The sequence below is a fragment of the Mycoplasmopsis gallinacea genome (assembly GCF_012220205.1).
GTDB lineage: Bacteria > Bacillota_I > Bacilli_A > Mycoplasmatales > Metamycoplasmataceae > Mycoplasmopsis > Mycoplasmopsis gallinacea_A.
The window spans coordinates 1,154,305-1,171,349 of the sequence record NZ_CP047225.1 but is presented as its reverse complement, the minus strand read 5'-3'; the positions used below and the strand labels follow the sequence as shown (position 1 = coordinate 1,171,349).

Here is a 17,045-nt window from a genome sequence, read left to right as displayed (position 1 = left end):
TTATTGTTCTTTTTTTCTCCTTTTTCCTCCTTTTTTTATATAAGAAATAGGAGGAAATATGAAATTAAATGAACTAGAAAAAATTGAATCTCAAAAAGAACTAAAAACAGAAGCTGGTTTTGCATTATCAACACTTATAACAAGTTTACCACTTATCATTAGTTCAATTGCTCCGCTTGTAGGTTTAATCAAAAGTGCAATTGCACCAGAAGGTGAAATTAAAGATAAATTAGTTCAATTTAAATGAAATAACAATGTCAAAAAAGCTTCAAACGCATTAGATTATTATTCAGTTTTTTAATAAAATTTAAGTGCATAATTTGCACTTTTTTCATTATGCTTTTTCATAATTTCTTTTATAATACTAATGTTACTTTTTTGTAACCGTTCTAAAAAGGTTTTAAAGATTGCTAAGCAACACCTTAAAGACGAGCCACAAAATGGAGGTAATGCATGTTCGCAATTATCGAAACAGGTGGAAAACAAATTTTAGTTAAAAAAGATCAAACAATCTTCGTTGAAAAATTAGAAGGCGAAGAAGGATCAGTTGTTACTTTTGATAAAGTATTAGTAGTAAATGATCAAGTTGGTAGACCTTATTTAACAAATGCAAAAGTATCAGGTGTAATCGAAAAACAAGGTAAAGCTAAAAAAATCGTTGTTTACCGTCACAATGCAAAATCTACTCACAAAAGAAAACTTGGACACCGTCAACCATATACAAGAATTAAAATTACAGAAATTTTAGGATAGTAGGTACTTAGAAAATGGCAAAAACAAAAGCCGGTGGTTCTACCCGTAATGGTCGTGATAGTCACAGTAAGAGATTAGGTGCTAAGTTAGGTGATGGACAATTTGCAACAGCTGGATCAATTATTTACCGTCAAAGAGGTACAAAAATTTTTCCAGGTAACAATGTAAAAAGAGGTGGAGACGATACACTTTACACAGTAATTGATGGTTACGTAAAATACGAATGCAGAAGAAATAGAAAATTTGTTTCTGTTTACCCTGAAAAACAAAACTAATATATTAAATAAATAGCCCTTAGGGGTTATTTTTTATTGCTTCTTCAATTTTAGTAATTAAATTAGCTCCTGATTTAATTAATTCGTTATTTCCATCTTCTAAGTTTTGAGCAGGAAAGCAATAAATTTCCTTACCTAAATTCAGGAAGCAATTGATCAAATTATTAGCTTTACTTTCTTTTTCAGAAGAGATAAAAATTAGTGAGTTAGCAAAAGCTGCAGCAACAAAATTATTGATGTAAAAATATTCCTTTTTAGGGTGAGTTTTGATTGGAAATGCTGAAATAAAGAAATAATTTGGATTATCTTTTTCCAAGTGATTTATCTGATCTAAACCACTAGCACAAAAATAAATTATTTTACAATTATTTGCTTTTAATTTTTCTTCAAGCTTTCTTTCTTGCTTATATCCACAGAAAACAAATGCACAATTTTTCTTTTTTTTCAAAATAACGTCATTTAAAATTTCTTCAGTTTGGACATTTTGAATTTCATTAACCAGATAAACTTTTGAGTATTTTTCTAAAATTGACAGATCCCCTTTGTAAAAAAAGACCATTGGAACATTCTTGCAAAGAAGGAGTGACTTTGGATAAAAAACATCAAAAATTGTAAAAAACTCAATTTTTTGTATGAAATATTCACTTTCTACTTTTTTCAAACTTTCAATTTCAATTTGATTTGGCCTGAGTAAATTTTTGTAAATTTGTAAATAATTTGTTTTTAAATAATGCGTTAAATAAAGTAAAACTGTATTCATTTTTTCTCCCTACATTATTAATATAAAAAAATTATTTTATAGTGGAAAAATTCCACATTTTTTTTCTACAAGTTTACATATTTTGTATATTTAATAATAATTAAATATAATTAGCATAAAACAATTAATAACGCAATTAACTATTTTTAGGAGGGACGATAATATGAAAATAGCTTTTTTCGATGCTAAAGAATATGATAAAAAATATTTTGATAAATACAATAATGGTCGTCACGAAATTACATATTTTAAAGAAAATCTTAATTTAAATACTGTAAAAAAAGCTGAAGGTTTTGATGCAGTTTGTGGTTTTGTTAACACTTATGGTGACAAAGTTATCTTAGAAGTTTTGGCAAAAATGGGGATTAAAGTTTGACTTCAAAGATCAATGGGATACAACAAAGTTGACATTAGAAAAGCAAACGAACTAGGAATTGAAGTATTTAGAATTTTCAACTACTCAGCTGAATCAGTTGCTGAATTTGCAGCTTCATTAATGATGACACTTAACAGAAATATCATCATTGCAAATGATAGAGTTAGAGATTACAATTTCTCACTTGATGGTCTTGATGGTCTTTGCATTAACAACTCAACAATTGGTGTTGTTGGTGCTGGAAAAATTGGACAATGTTTTATTAAAATTGCTAAAGGGTTTGGAGCTAAAGTGTTAGTATTTGACTCATATGCAGCTGAAAAATTCCCTAACTTAGCAAATGAACTTGGTTTTGAATTTACATCAATTACAGAATTGCTTAAACAAAGTGATTTTGTGTCAATTCATGCTCCACTTCTTTCTTCAACAAGATACTTAATTGATGAAGAAGCAGTTAAAGTTATGAAAAAAGGAGCTGTGATTGTTAATACAGCTCGTGGAGAACTTTTAGACATTAAAGCTGTCTTAAAAGGGCTTAAAGATGGTAAACTTCGTGGACTTGCGACAGATGTTCTTGAAAGAGAAGAAGGAAGATTCTACGAAGATGTTTCAGATAGAAAAAATGATCTTATGAAACTTGACCCTGAATGAAAAGAACTTATCGAATTACCAAATGTAATCATTACATCTCATCAAGCATTCTTAACTGATCTTGCTTTAACACAAATTGCTAAAGCAACTCTTGATAATGCTGACAATGCGCAAAAAGGTAACTTTGAACACGCATTAAGAATTATGGATAACGGAAGAATAAAGAACGGATAATTATATGACAACAGTTGACAATAGCGAAAAGTTTGGTATTTTTGATTTTTTCAAATTAGCTAAAGAAAAAAGAGCTAATGCTCAAAAACCAAAAGATCTAAAAACTTGAATTATTCACGGTTTTTCAGAATATTTTGGAACTATTACAATTTCACTTTTACTTGCTGGATTAAGCATTTTTGTAACTGATGAAAAAGTTATTGAACACTTTTTTCTTCACCCAATTATTGTAGGATTTTATGCAGGTTTTATAGCTGTAGGAATTGTACTTTTCATCTTCCTTAGATGAAGTTGTGACTTAAACCCTTCAGTTACACTTACTCGTTTCCTTAACGGAACTAATACAGGTTGATACACACTTTATAAATTATTTATCCAAGTTTTAGGAGCAATTACAGCTGGATTAATTATTTATGGAGTTGGTCTTTTAACAACTAAGCATGCAAAGGGTCTTCCAAATGCACCAATTGATGCATACAATGCTTTTGAAAAGTCTTGATCTTTAATTAAAGATGCTAAAAATTTACCTTATGAAACTAAAGTTTCTATTGGTAGCGTATGAATTTTCTTTATCGAAATGGTAATGACAGCAATTTTACTTTTCCCAATCTTCTCACCAAATATTAATGATAAATACAGAGATTTAATGATTATGTTCATTATTTCATTAAGTGTTTGAATGGGAATTTTAGGTGGTACAGCAGCAATTAACCCAGCTAGAGGATTTGCTCAACAATTACCTATTTTAATTCACCAAAGCGGAAAAGAAGGTGCTTATATCTCACAATCAATAACAAATGTATTAGGTGAAGGTCAAACTGAAACAACTACAAAGACTCTTGTTTCATGAGCTCAATTTAGCACTTCAATTAAGAGTGCAACTATTGCCATGATTTTTGGTGATTTAATGGCACCAGTATTCTATTTATTTGTCCAAGGAATTACTCAAAAATATGTAAACCCATTTGTAGTTAAAGTTATTGCTTACAAAAACTTTAAAGCACAAAATATGGTTAGAAATAGCGAAGTAAACAAAAAAGATAAATAATAATTTAACAATAACGATTTAACACACTATAATTTGGATTAATTACTGAATTTATAGTGTGTTTTTCTTTATTTTTTTTATTAAATAATTAAAAACATCTCAAAAATAAAAAAATTCTTAAAAATACCTGCAAAAAGGATAAAAAGTATATGGTTTAATCAGCATATATGCACTTTTTAGTATAATATACGTAAGGACAGGGGTGCTTGTAATTTTACAAGCTGAGAAATACTCTTAGAAGCTGAACTAGGTAATGCTAGCGGAGCGAGTCGGTATTTTATTTTCCTCGCCTGTCCAGGAGAGGATTTTTTATGAAATTTTTTAAAAAACTTAGTTTAGGAGCTGTTGTTTTAGCTCCATTACCACTATTTGTGGCTTGTCAAAAAGAAGAGGTTAAAAACTCTCAAATTCTTTACGTTGCTTTAGAAAGTAGCGAAGTACCACAAGAAATATATGCAGAATTTAAAAAATACTTAAGTGAAGAATTAGACAAATCTTGATACAAAGTAGAGTTCAAAGCTAATTCAACATTAGATAAAACAAGCACAATTGCCGCTCTTAAAAAAGGTGGAGAAAATGCTGATGGAATAGATTTTGCATTCGTGGCAGCAGGTGCTTTAAAAAACAACCTTGACAATCTTGATGTTAAAGTGCAAACATTAACTAATACTTTCTTAGGCGATACTGAAGAAGGATACTATTCAGATGGTACATTAGAGAATGATTATTTAAGAAAAATAGCAAAAATTGAATCAGATAAATTTAATGAAAAACCATTTGCACAGTGAACAAACTTTGACGGCGTAATTCACACAGATCAATATCAAAACCCAACAGAAAGAGTTCGTTTCCAAAGAGGGATGATTTGAATTTCTGGAGATGATGCAACAAGAGCTGCGATTAAAAAAGCTTGAGACGATAAAGATTGAGCAAAATTTAGATCATTTGGTATTGTGCATGGAGACCCAGATTCAGGAAGTAAATATTTATTACCACAAAACTTACTAAAACTTCATTTTAATAAAGAAGGAAATGCATTTACAACTCTTGCAAAAGAACTTGCTGATCATTCAAGTGATTTTACAAATGGATCAATTAAAGATTGACAAACAAAACACAGTGATAAGAAAATTCTTTTTGATAACCAAGGAAGTTTTGGTTGAACATCTGTAAAAAAAGCAGATAGATACACTCCAAAAATTCAAGGTGAAAAATTAGAAATTTTAACATTAACTAACCCATTACCTTATAATCTAGGTGTATTTAACAAAAGAGTTCCAAAAGCACTTCAAGATGCTGTAGCAAGGGCTTTTGTTAAAATGATGGAAGAAAACAAAAACAATTGAGGAAATTACCAAGGATTTAACGGTTACTCAATTGTTGAAGATAATGCTAAGTCAGTGCTTGAAATGTACGAAAGATCTTCAAAATAAGATAAACTTTATATATGAAAAAACCTATAGTCGAATTTAAAAATGTTTCTTATGTAAAAGAGGGAATTACTCTTTTAGATGAGTTAAATTTAGAAGTATTTGAAGGTGAAATCATTGGATTTATTGGCCCTTCAGGTGCTGGAAAAACAACAACAATTAATGCAATTTTAGATCCTAGTTTAATTACAACAGGTGATGTTTTTGTATTTGGAAAAAACAACAAAAACATCACAAGAGAAGATAAAAAAGAAATTAGTTACATTACGCAAGATCCAAATTTAGTCGAAAGTGATGATGTTTTCTCTAATGTTCTTAGGTTATATCGAAAATACAAAAATCCTTTTGCAAATTTCTTTAATTACATTAATAAAGAAGATCGCGAAAGACTTTACGCCATTTTAAAATCTCTAAATATTCAAGAAAAAACTTTTGTCCCAGTTAAAAAATTAAGCGGTGGACAAAAACAAAGAATTAGTATTGCTGTTGCTCTTTTTGAAAATTCCAAAATCATTCTTGCTGATGAACCGGTTTCTAATTTAGATATTCACAATGCTGAAATTGTATTAGAAGACTTTAGGCTTTTTACTAATGAAAATAAAGCGGTAATTTTAGCACTGCACGATCTTGAGCTTGCTAAAAGATACTGCGATAAATTAATTGTGTTTGTAGATGGTCATATCGCTAAAGTAATTGAACAAAAAGACTTTAATAAAGAAAATTTCTATGAGTTTTTTAAATAGAATTTTTCACAAAGCTCACCACTTTACTACTTTAAGAGAAAAATACATTCTTTGAAAGTGGAAAAAGTATATTTTCTATTTTGTTTTACTTACTTCAATTGCTTTATTTATTTTTGGTATGGTTTATTTTGACACTTTCCAGTTTGCAAAAGGTGGAAATATCTATTTTAAGGGAAAGCTACATAAACTTTTTTCCTTTTTAAGTCATGATGAATTTAATTTCCCTGGAGAGAATTTATGAGTTAGGAACCTAAAATACCTATGAGTAACACTTAAATATGTTGCTTTAGGTAATTTTATAGGATTTTCAATGGCGTTTGTTAGTGCTTATCTTTCAACAAGCGAGCTGCACAGACGCAAATTATTTTCACTTCTAAATAAGTTCTTTTGCGGCTTTTTAAGATCCTTTCCAGTGCTTATTTTATTCTCATTTTTCCAAAGTGGTTTTAAAGGATCGCTAGCAGCTACTTTAATTATTGCTTGATTTACATGGTTATGATTAACTAGATATCTTAGTGAATTATTTTCTAATTTAGATTATTTTAAATATTGACAATCTATTCGTGGCGGAATGTCGAAGTTTCAATCATTTCGAATTAATGTCTTAGGACAATTAAAAAACAAAGTTCTTTTATTTTTTATTTATTCATTTGAATCTAACTTAAGATGAACCAGTATTTTAGGGAAATTAGGTATTATTGGGGTTGGGTGATTTTATAAAAATTACCTTCCAGATAAAATGCAATTTTTAGGTATTTCCCTTGCGATAATGCTACTTTCAATCCTTATTTTAGAGCTTATTATGCTATTTTTTAATAAGGTTTTATTTGAATCTTCATCAATTAATTTTGATACCAAAGTTCCTACTTCTTTTAAATATAACTGAAGAAGAATTATTAAGTATTTATTCCTTTTTTTGATGCTTATTTTATGTATATCTTGTCTATTTGATTTTCAAGCTAGTTCTTTTGATTATGATGCTTTTAAAATTTATTTAGCAGACTTTTTCAGTTTTGACTTTTCAAAATATCATGAGGATAAAACACCGTTTTATTACACTTTAATCGTTATTTTTCAGGGTTATACAGCAACTTTCTTAGGAACTATTTTTGCTATTTTATATGGTTATTTAATTAGTGAAAAAAACCAGAAGAGTTACGTTCATTTACCTTTAAAAGTTTTATTAATTGCCTTTAGAATTATCCCTATTGTTGTTTTGTATTATTTATTTATTGATTTAACCAATGCTTCTGGTCTTATGACATTCTTAATTGCTTTTAGTGTCTTTAGATCGCTTTCAAGAAAAATTGCTGAAAGTTTTAATGCAATTAACCAAAAAGAAATAACCACAATGAAACGAGTAGGACATTCAAATTTTTTCGTTTTTATGAAATTCAAGTTCCGTGCAATTAAACATGATTTAATTGCTTTGATGTTTTTTGAATTTGAAAGTGCTTGTCGCGATGCTGTTACTTTTGGAATTTTTATGCCAATAGGAATGGGTTCAATTTACGCTCATTACCAAAGCAAAGAACTTTATAGTCAAATTATTCCCTTATTTTTACCGCTAATTTGCTTTTTCATTTTCTTAGAAGTAGTTAGTTACAAAATTAGAAAAATTCATTAATCAAAAAGCACGTTTTATACGTGTTTTTTGATTGCTTTTAAAGGTGAAAAGTCTCAGGAATTTTTGAAAAAAATTTCCAAAAAAATCTAAAAAAGAAATCTTACAAAGAAATGAAAAACGAACTGCACAAATTTTTGTAAGAAATTTAAAAGTTATATTGTACCTTAAAATTACTATAATTTATGGCTTAAAAAGAATTAAGAAATCCGCCATAAATAAACTTAAAATTTTATAATCTATATTTATCTTTTTATGGTAAAATTTATTTACTTTATGGATGCGTAGCATCCTTTTAATCATTTTATAGAAAGGAATGTTTATGAAGGCAACTAATTATAAAGTTCGTAAATTCGGTCCTAAAACAGAAAGACGTGATTATTCAGTAACAAAACAATCACTTCCTGTTTTTGATATTCTTAAAACAAGTAAAGATAGTTTTGAACTTTTCATGACCAAAAGAATTCAAGAACTTTTAATGGAAGTGTATCCAATTGAAGCTGCAAACAAATCAGTAAAACTCGATTATGTTAAAAACTCACTTAAAATTGAATACCCTTTCAAAAAAATTACAAGTGAAGGTGAAGAGATTAAAAAATGTAAAGCTAAAGGAATTAACTTTAGTGCCAAAATTTTTGCAACTCTTAAAAAAGAGGTTTCAGCAACCGGAGAAACTAAAATTGATGATGTTTTAATTGGAGAAATTCCATATATGACTTCAGGTGGAAGTTTTATCATCAATGGTAGTGAAAAAGTTATTGTAAGTCAGCTTATTCGTTCACCAGGTGCTTACTTTGGACTTAGTGTACGTAACAAACAATCAGATGACCTTTTCAACAAGGTAGAAATTTTACCTAGAATTGGATCTTGAATTGAAGTGTCTCACAAAGTTACAACAGCTACACTTGATGCAGTTAAAGTAAAAATTGACAAAAACAAAAATGTTAACTTAGGTACATTCTTAGGAGCATTTGGGTTTGACGAAAAAGATATTTACTCAATTTTTGGTAAATACCCACTTTTAGAAGAGACTCTTAAGAAAGATAAAATTATCAACTCAAGTTCAAGTTTTACAAAAGAAGAACTTACAGATTTATGTCAAGAAGAATTATTCAGAGGACTTAGAAAAGGTGATCGTATTTCAGAAGAAGCTAAAAAATCACTTCTTCCAGGAATGCTTTTTGACAAAAAACGTTACAACTTATCTACAACCGGTAGATATATGCTTAACAAAAAACTTTCTCTTGTAGATCGTATTGCTAATACATACTTAGCTGAGAACATCAAAAACAAAAAAGGTGAACTTCTTTTTGAGAAAAACACTTTTATTACATATGAACTTGCTAAGAAAATTCAAGAAAGTTTTGAGTTAGGTTTAGTAGCCTCAGAAAAAATCGAAGGAGCTAATGCTGAACTTATTTACCACAAAGTTAGTTCACTTTACCCTGAATTATTAAGAAGAATCAGAATTATTAAAGTTAAAGTTTATCCAAACAAAAAATGAATGGCAAATCGTGAAAAAGAACCAGTTATTGTTATTGGTAATGATCCTAAGTCAGTTGAATCACACTTACTTATTTCAGATATTATTGCAGCAATTGGTTACTACTTTAACTTAACAGTTGGAATTGGACAAGATGATGATCCAGATTCACTTACAAATAAACGTATCGTTTCAGTTGGAGAACTTCTTGAAGGTCAATTAAGTGTTGCACTTGCAAAACTTGAAAAAACAACTCGTGAACGTATGGGAGCCAAAGAAACTGCTAAAGTAACAGCTAAAAATGTTACAAACAACAAGCTTGTTACAAACCAAATGAAAACTTTCTTCAACTCTTCAAAACTTTCACAATTCATGGACCAAATTAACCCACTTGCAGAGGTTTCAAACAAACGTAGAGTTACATCACTTGGACCTGGAGGTCTTAATCGTGATACAGCTCAATTCGAAGTTCGTGACGTTCACTCGACTCACTACGGAAGAATTTGTCCTATCGAAACACCTGAGGGGTTAAACATCGGACTTATCCTTAACTTTGCTACTTTTGCTAGCGTGGATGAACTTGGATTCTTACAAACTCCATACTTTAAAGTAAATGATGGGGTTGTAGATTACAATGAAATTAGATACTTAACAGCTGCTGATGAAATTGGATACTCATTTGCTCAATCATCAGTTAAAGTTGATGAAAACAACCGTATTGTTGATCCTACATTAACAATTAGACGTGATTACAACTATATCGTTGGAACACCTGCTGATGTTGATTTTATTGAGGTTTCATCAAAACAAATTGTTTCTGTAGCTGCTGCTGCTATTCCTTTCTTAGAAAATGACGATGCCAACCGTGCTCTTATGGGTTCAAACATGCAACGTCAAGCAGTTCCACTTTTAGAAGCTGAAGCACCTTTTGTTGCGACAGGAATTGAAGCGGATATTGCTAAATATTCTTCATATAATATTACAGCTAAAAATGCTGGAGAAGTTGTGCACGTAGATGGTGGAAGAATCCACATTAAAACTGATCGTGATACAACAGATAGATATACACTTAGAAACTTTGAAAGAAGTAACCAAGGTACAATTATCAACCAAAAACCAATTGTTAAAGTTGGTGATAAAGTTGAAAAAGGTGACTTACTTGTTGATGGTTCTTCATTTAAAGATGGAGAGCTTGCTCTTGGGAAAAACATTCTTGTTGGATTTACAACATGAAATGGATATAACTTTGAGGATGCCGTTATTATTAATGAACGTTTAGTTAAAGATGATGTATTTACCTCAATTCACATTGAAGAGCAAACAATTCAATTTAGAAGTAGCCGTGCTGGTGAAGATCAACTTACAAACGAAATTCCTAACGTATCTAAATTCTCACTTAGACATTTAGACCAATCAGGAATTGTTAAAGTTGGTTCAGAAGTGCTTCCTGGAGATGTGCTTGTTGGTCGTGTTTCACCTAAAGGAGAAGATAACCCAACTCAAGAAGAAAAACTTCTTATGTCTATTCTTCAACAACGTCCATCTAACGTTAAAGATACTTCACTTAAAGTTAAAAACGGTCACAATGGTACTGTAATTCACGTTGAAGTGCTTTCACGTGAAAAAGGTGATGTACTTGAAGATGGAATTGACAAAATTGTTAAAGTTTCAATTGCCCAAAAACGTAAAATCAAAGTTGGGGATAAAATGGCTGGTCGTCACGGAAACAAAGGGGTTATCTCAATTGTTTTACCAGAAGAAGATATGCCATATTTAGAAGATGGAACACCACTTGACATTATGCTTAACCCACAAGGGGTTCCTTCACGTATGAACATTGGTCAAGTTTTAGAGCTTCACTTAGGAATGGCTGCTAGAAAATTAAATGTTAAATTCGTAACTCCAAGTTTCGACGGGGTTAAAAAACCAGATATTGAAGCTGCCTTAGAAGAAGCTGGTCTTGATAAAAGTGGAAAACAAGTGATTATTGACCCAATTACAGGTAGAAAATTTGACAAACCTATTTCTGTTGGGGTTATGTACATGCTTAAACTTAACCACATGGTTGATGATAAGATGCATGCTCGTAGTGTTGGGCCATACTCACTTATTACACAACAACCTCTTGGAGGAAAAAGCCAAAACGGGGGACAAAGATTCGGGGAAATGGAAACATGAGCGATCGAATCTTATGGAGCTACAAACGTGCTTCAAGAAATTCTTACATATAAATCTGATGATATTTCAGGAAGAAATGCACTTTATAGTGCGCTTGTTTCAGGAAGAGAACTTCCTACACCAGGAACTCCAGAATCATTTAACGTTCTTAGCTACGAACTTAAAGGTCTTGGAATGAAACTTGAAACAATTGAAACAGAAGTAGATGAAGCAGAAGAAGAAATCTACCAATACTTAGATGTAGATGGAGGAGGAGAAGTTAATGAGTAATTTTAATCAAGATAACGAAGCAAAAAAAGTAATTAACAAAATTACCCTTTCACTTGCTACAAACGATGATATTACACAATGATCTAATGGTGAAGTAACTAAAGCTGAAACCATTAACTATAAATCATATAAACCTGAAAAAGATGGTTTATTTGACGAATTAATTTTCGGACCTACAACTGACTATAAATGTCCTGTTTGTGGTCAAAAATACAAAAAATCAGATGAAAACTCAACTTGTTCAAAAACTCCTGCTTGTGAAAAACACAAACCAAAAATTCTTCCAAAAATCACACGTAGAAGTAGAATGGGACACATTAAACTTCACAACCCTGTTGTTCACTTTTGATTCTTCAAAATTGACCACTCAATCATTTCAAAATTACTTGGTTTAAGAGTTGGTGATTCAGATAATGTTTCTAAATCAGATTTAGAAAAATTAATCTACTACAAATCCCACATCGTTTTAGAAAGCGGTGAGCTTAAATCACTTCAAAAAAATAAAATTATTGATATTAATGACGCTGCTAATATTTACCGTAGCGCACTTGAAGAAATGCGTGGAAATTACGAAGTAGATTCAGATGAATATGAAGATATTAATGAAGCTCTTCAAAACCTTATTGAATACGCAGATTCAAAAACAGGTAAAGATTACGGGATTGATTTCCATGAATACAACGACATTATTCATGAATATTCAGATGCTAAAATTGGAACTGGATCTCAAGCTATTGAATACCTTCTTAAAAATGTAAACCTTGAAGAAGAAGCTAAAAAAGTTGAAGAAAAAATTAATTTAATTAATTCAGCAAATGAAACTTTATCAACTTCACAATTACAAGAAAGAGGGAAACTTTACAAACGTTTAACCATCATTAATTCATTTATTAAGTCAGGGCAAAAACCAACAAGTATGCTTATTTACAACTTACCTGTTATCCCTGCTGACCTTCGTCCACTTGTGCAACTTGATGGAGGAAGACACTCAACAAGTGATGTTAACGAACTTTACCGTCGTATCATTATCAGAAACAACCGTTTAGCAAAATGAAATGAATCAGATGCTCCGATGCTTATTAAGCAAAATGAGTACCGTATGATTCAAGAAGCAGTTGATGCTTTAATTGACAACATCAGAAAAAAACCAAGCCCAGTTTCATCTAAAGATGGACACCCACTTAAATCTATTTCTGATGCACTTACAGGGAAAAAAGGACGTTTCCGTCAAAACTTACTTGGAAAACGTGTTGACTACTCAGGACGTAGTGTTATTGTTGTTGGGCCTACATTAAAAATTCACGAAGTGGGTATTCCTCGTGATATGGCTGCTAAATTATTTGAGCCATGAATCATTCGTGAAATTCTTAAATCAGATGAAGGAATCAACTCAGTTAAAGCTGCTAAAAAATTAGTAGAAAACCTTAACCCAATGATTTGACCATATGTAGAAAGAGCTATCGAAGGAAGACCAGTTCTTCTTAACCGTGCTCCTACACTTCACCGTCTTTCAATTCAAGCGTTCCAACCTGTATTAATCCGTGGAAAAGCTATTAAACTTCACCCACTTGTAACTACAGCGTTCAACGCCGACTTTGACGGGGACCAAATGGCCGTGCACGTACCAGTTTCTGATGCTGCTGTTAGAGAAGCAAAAGAACTTATGCTTGCATCTAAAAACGTTCTTGGACCTAAAGATGGAGAACCTATCATCAACCCTTCACAGGATATGATTTTAGGACTTTACTACCTTACAATTGAAAAAGCAGGTGCTAAAGGAGAAGGAAACTTCTATCCAAATTATGATGAATTAATGCTTGCTTATGAAAATAACTACATCACATTACATACACGTGTAGTGATGCCAGTTGCTGCTCTTGGTAAATCATCTGTAGCTTCAAAAACAGATAAACCTTACTTATTTACAACAGTTGGTAAATTAATTCTTAATAGAGCTTTCCCAAGCGATTTTGAATTTATTTTCGGAAAACACGTTGATCAAAAAGCAGTAACAAATGCTGATGGAAGTGTTAAATTTGTTGAAAGTGAATCAATTCATACTTCAAAAGATAATTTAGATAATTATGTTTTAGACTATGGAACAAACTTTAAAGAATACTTAAAAAATGTTCCTGTAAATTACGGTCTTTCTAAAAAAGACATTGCTAAAATTGTTCGTAAAGTTTACGAAAAATACGTTGCAGTTGTAAATATCGAAGATGTTGCAAAAGTTATTAACGATACAGATGAATACAACTACGAAAACCGTCTTGAAGATTGTCTTTACCTTAAAGACTTCAATGGTGATACAATTCCTCGTTCACACGCTGAATTAATCGCTAAATTCATCAAAGAAAGCTTTGAAATTATTAGCTATGAAACTTCAAGACCACCATTATCACTTGAAAAATTAATGAACAAATGAGACATTAATCAATACACAAGAGCTCTTGAAGAAGTTTGATTTAAATATACAAACTATGTGGCTTCAATCCTTGACGAAATTAAACAACTTGGATTTAGATACTCTACAATTTCGGGTACAACAATTTCAATGAACGATATTACTACTTTAGAAACAACTAAAGAGAAAATCGCTGAAGGGGACGCTTACATTAATGAGCTTAGAAAGTACTTCGAAAAAGGTTACCTTACAGACGATGAGCGTTATACTTTAACAATTCAAAAATGATCAAAAGTTAAAGACTCAATCGAAAAAGAACTTAAAGAAGTTACAAAATCAGATATTGATAACCCATTATTTATGATGTTCACCTCAGGAGCTCGTGGAAACTCATCAAACTTTACACAGCTTGCTGGTATGCGTGGACTTATGAACAACAACACCAAAATTCTTAAAGCCGATGCTGAAAACGACCGTGTGGTTCGTAGTACAGTTGAAATTCCTGTTAAATCATCATTCCTTGATGGACTTAGTGCATATGAATTTTATTCATCAACCCACGGGGCCAGAAAAGGACTTACAGATACTGCGCTTAACACCGCTAAATCTGGATACTTAACACGTAGATTAGTTGACGTTGCTCAAGGAATCGTTGTACGTGAAGAAGATTGTGGAAGTGACTTTGGATTTGTTGTTAAAGACATTAAAGATACCAAAACTGACACAGTTATTGAATCTCTTGCAGAAAGAATCGAAGGAAGATTCACAAACAAAGATATTTACGATGAAAACGGAAATGTTGTTGTTAAATCAAATACATTCATTACACCTGAAATTGCAACTTTAATTACCAAAAAATACGGAAAAGAAGAAGTTGAAATTCGTTCAGTACTTTCATGTCATACACGTAATGGGGTATGTAAAAAATGTTACGGAAAAGACCTTGCGTCAAACAGAATCGTTAACATCGGTGAAGCAGTTGGTATTGTAGCTGCTCAAAGTATCGGAGAACCTGGAACACAGCTTACCATGCGTACATTCCATACCGGAGGGGTTGCCGGGGTTGAAGATATTACTGGTGGATTCGGTAGACTTATTGAGCTTATCGATGCCTTCGATGCTCCTTGAGGTAGACCAGCTGTTATTTCTAAAGTAACTGGTGAAGTTACAGCAATTTACAATAGCAAAAACAAAGAAGGAAAAGATACAGATACAATCCTTATCGAAGTTACATACAAAAACAAAGATGGAAACTTAGAAAAAGAAGTTCACAACGGAAAAGTTTCACAAAAACTTAGAGTTAAAGTTGGAGATCACGTATTTAGTGGACAAAAACTTCTTGAAGGACCAATTATTCTTAACCAACTTCTTCAATATGCAGATACACGTGCTGTACAAAACTACCTTTTAAAAGAAATTCAAAGACTTTACCGTCTTCAAGGGATTACAATTTCAGATAAATACATCGAAATTATCATTCGTCAAATGCTTTCAAAAATTATGATTACCGATTCAGGAGATTCATCATTCTTTACAGGAAGCTTAGTAGATATGTTCGTATATCAAAGAGAAAATGGTCGTTTACTTGCTCAAGGAAAACGTCCAGCCTTTGGTGAAGTTAAAATTCGTGGAGCTAAACAAACTCCTTTACTTAGTGACTCATTCCTTTCAGCTGCTTCATACCAAGAAACAGCTAAAGTGCTTGTTAACTCAGCTATTAGCAACAGAGTTGACCACCTTCACGGACTTAAAGAAAACATTATTTTAGGACGTAAAATTCCTGCTGGAACAAACTCAAATTATGAACTTAAAGGAAAATACGACATTCGTGATCCACGTTCATACTTCCAAGATAAATTTGATCCACAAAACATCGTTCCTCAATTATCACTTGAAAATGTTGACTTTGATCTTTCAGATTTAGAAATCGAAGATTTCCAAGGTCAAGAAACATTTGGTAGCGACGATTTCGAATTTGATAATTTTGAAGAATAATTCCAATCCTGATAATTCTTAAACAAGTAGCAAGTGCTGCTTGTTTTTTAATTTTTAATGCCCCCTTAATAGCGGCTCCTAGTTTCCGGGTTGGATATAGCACGCGACCTTATAGGTGCAAATTTAAGGGGTATTAGGGTTTTAGAGCGCTTTAATTACACACATAAACTTTAAGTTTCTTAAACTTAAAAATATCCTAATAATCAAGTTTATTTTGCGAATTTTAGCTTGAGGGTGTTATAATTTTTACTATGAATTTAAGTAAAATTTTTGAAATGCAAAAAGATTTAGATAAAGAATTTAGCATTAAAACAAAACAAATGCATCCTAATTTAACCGAGCAAGATATTCATATTCAAAGAACTCTAGCTTTAATTGTAGAAGCTGGTGAATTTATTAATGAAGTGCAGTCTTTTAAGTATTGAAAAGTCAACAAAAACGTTAATCGTGAATTAGTGCTTGAAGAATTTGCTGATTTAGTGCATTTCTTTGTCAATTTTGCTAACACATACAACATTGAACCTATTATCGAACCGCTTGTTTTAAGCGATGATATCAATGTGCAGTTCCAGAAACTTTTTCTATCCATATCTAAAATAATGTATAATAAAAACACCCTATTAGTGAAAAGAAGAATCAAAAGATCATTCAGAATTGCTTTGGGTGCATTTGTAAAACTTGGATTTACTTATGATGATCTTTTTGAATTTTATAAATTCAAAAACGAGAAAAATTATCAAAGAATCAAAAATAATTATTAATTATTTTTGCCTTAGTGGTGGAATGGTAGACGCTGCGGACTCAAAATCCGCTGGATTTATCCGTGCAGGTTCAAGTCCTGTCTAAGGCACCAATAAACCTTACTCATCGAGTAAGTTTTT

Annotated in this window: 12 protein-coding genes, 1 tRNA gene and 1 riboswitch; of the genes, 12 read left to right on the top strand and 1 reads right to left on the bottom strand. The window is 31.3% G+C overall.

The window, feature by feature from the left end; translation table 4 throughout:
• Positions 1 to 58 precede the first annotated feature (58 nt).
• The 3 genes from GOQ20_RS04505 (at position 59) to rpmA (ending at position 1,028) form a co-directional block, all read left to right on the top strand.
• Positions 59 to 301: a hypothetical protein gene (locus tag GOQ20_RS04505; protein ID WP_167845579.1), complete on the top strand. Its 243-nt coding sequence runs from the start codon at positions 59 to 61 to the stop codon at positions 299 to 301.
• Positions 302 to 453: 152 nt separating this feature from the next.
• Positions 454 to 753 (top strand): 50S ribosomal protein L21, encoded by a 300-nt coding sequence (rplU, locus tag GOQ20_RS04500; RefSeq protein WP_129620148.1) that lies wholly within the window; start codon positions 454 to 456, stop codon positions 751 to 753.
• Positions 754 to 767: 14 nt separating this feature from the next.
• Positions 768 to 1,028 carry a 50S ribosomal protein L27 gene (gene rpmA, locus GOQ20_RS04495; protein ID WP_167845578.1) on the top strand — a complete coding sequence of 87 codons (261 nt, stop codon included), beginning with the start codon at positions 768 to 770 and terminating at the stop codon, positions 1,026 to 1,028.
• A gap of 19 nt (positions 1,029 to 1,047) precedes the next feature.
• Here the strand turns inward: rpmA and GOQ20_RS04490 are convergent, their stop codons facing one another.
• Positions 1,048 to 1,788, bottom strand: a complete 741-nt coding sequence (locus tag GOQ20_RS04490; protein ID WP_167845577.1) for a DNA-processing protein DprA — start codon at positions 1,786 to 1,788, stop codon at positions 1,048 to 1,050.
• 163 nt (positions 1,789 to 1,951) lie between these two features.
• Here GOQ20_RS04490 and GOQ20_RS04485 point away from each other — a divergent pair, with 163 nt between their 5' ends.
• The 9 genes from GOQ20_RS04485 to GOQ20_RS04445 all read left to right on the top strand — a co-directional run bounded on the left by GOQ20_RS04485 (position 1,952) and on the right by GOQ20_RS04445 (position 17,017).
• Positions 1,952 to 2,989, top strand: coding sequence for a 2-hydroxyacid dehydrogenase (locus GOQ20_RS04485; protein WP_167845576.1), 1,038 nt, complete (start codon positions 1,952 to 1,954; stop codon positions 2,987 to 2,989).
• A 4-nt stretch (positions 2,990 to 2,993) separates the two neighbouring features.
• Positions 2,994 to 4,037 carry an aquaporin gene (locus GOQ20_RS04480; RefSeq protein WP_187468891.1) on the top strand — a complete coding sequence of 348 codons (1,044 nt, stop codon included), beginning with the start codon at positions 2,994 to 2,996 and terminating at the stop codon, positions 4,035 to 4,037.
• Positions 4,038 to 4,225: 188 nt separating this feature from the next.
• Positions 4,226 to 4,322, top strand: a riboswitch (TPP riboswitch).
• Positions 4,323 to 4,348: 26 nt separating this feature from the next.
• Positions 4,349 to 5,470: an ABC transporter thiamine pyrophosphate-binding lipoprotein p37/Cypl gene (gene cypl / locus GOQ20_RS04475; RefSeq protein WP_167845575.1), complete on the top strand. Its 1,122-nt coding sequence runs from the start codon at positions 4,349 to 4,351 to the stop codon at positions 5,468 to 5,470.
• 14 nt (positions 5,471 to 5,484) lie between these two features.
• Positions 5,485 to 6,210 carry an ATP-binding cassette domain-containing protein gene (locus GOQ20_RS04470; protein ID WP_167845574.1) on the top strand — a complete coding sequence of 242 codons (726 nt, stop codon included), beginning with the start codon at positions 5,485 to 5,487 and terminating at the stop codon, positions 6,208 to 6,210.
• Positions 6,194 to 7,837: a hypothetical protein gene (locus tag GOQ20_RS04465; RefSeq protein ID WP_167845573.1), complete on the top strand. Its 1,644-nt coding sequence runs from the start codon at positions 6,194 to 6,196 to the stop codon at positions 7,835 to 7,837. The genes GOQ20_RS04470 and GOQ20_RS04465 overlap by 17 nt, the downstream gene beginning before the upstream one ends.
• A 319-nt stretch (positions 7,838 to 8,156) precedes the next feature.
• Positions 8,157 to 11,765, top strand: a complete 3,609-nt coding sequence (gene rpoB / locus GOQ20_RS04460) for a DNA-directed RNA polymerase subunit beta (RefSeq protein ID WP_167845572.1) — start codon at positions 8,157 to 8,159, stop codon at positions 11,763 to 11,765.
• Complete coding sequence (gene rpoC, locus GOQ20_RS04455; protein WP_167845571.1) at positions 11,758 to 16,164, top strand: DNA-directed RNA polymerase subunit beta'; 4,407 nt, start codon at positions 11,758 to 11,760, stop codon at positions 16,162 to 16,164. Before rpoB ends, rpoC begins: the two co-directional genes overlap by 8 nt.
• 251 nt (positions 16,165 to 16,415) lie before the next feature.
• On the top strand, positions 16,416 to 16,925 hold the full coding sequence (locus tag GOQ20_RS04450) for a dUTP diphosphatase (RefSeq protein WP_167845570.1): 510 nt from the start codon (positions 16,416 to 16,418) through the stop codon (positions 16,923 to 16,925).
• An 8-nt stretch (positions 16,926 to 16,933) separates the two neighbouring features.
• Positions 16,934 to 17,017: transfer RNA gene (locus tag GOQ20_RS04445), tRNA-Leu, on the top strand.
• Positions 17,018 to 17,045: the final 28 nt, after the last annotated feature.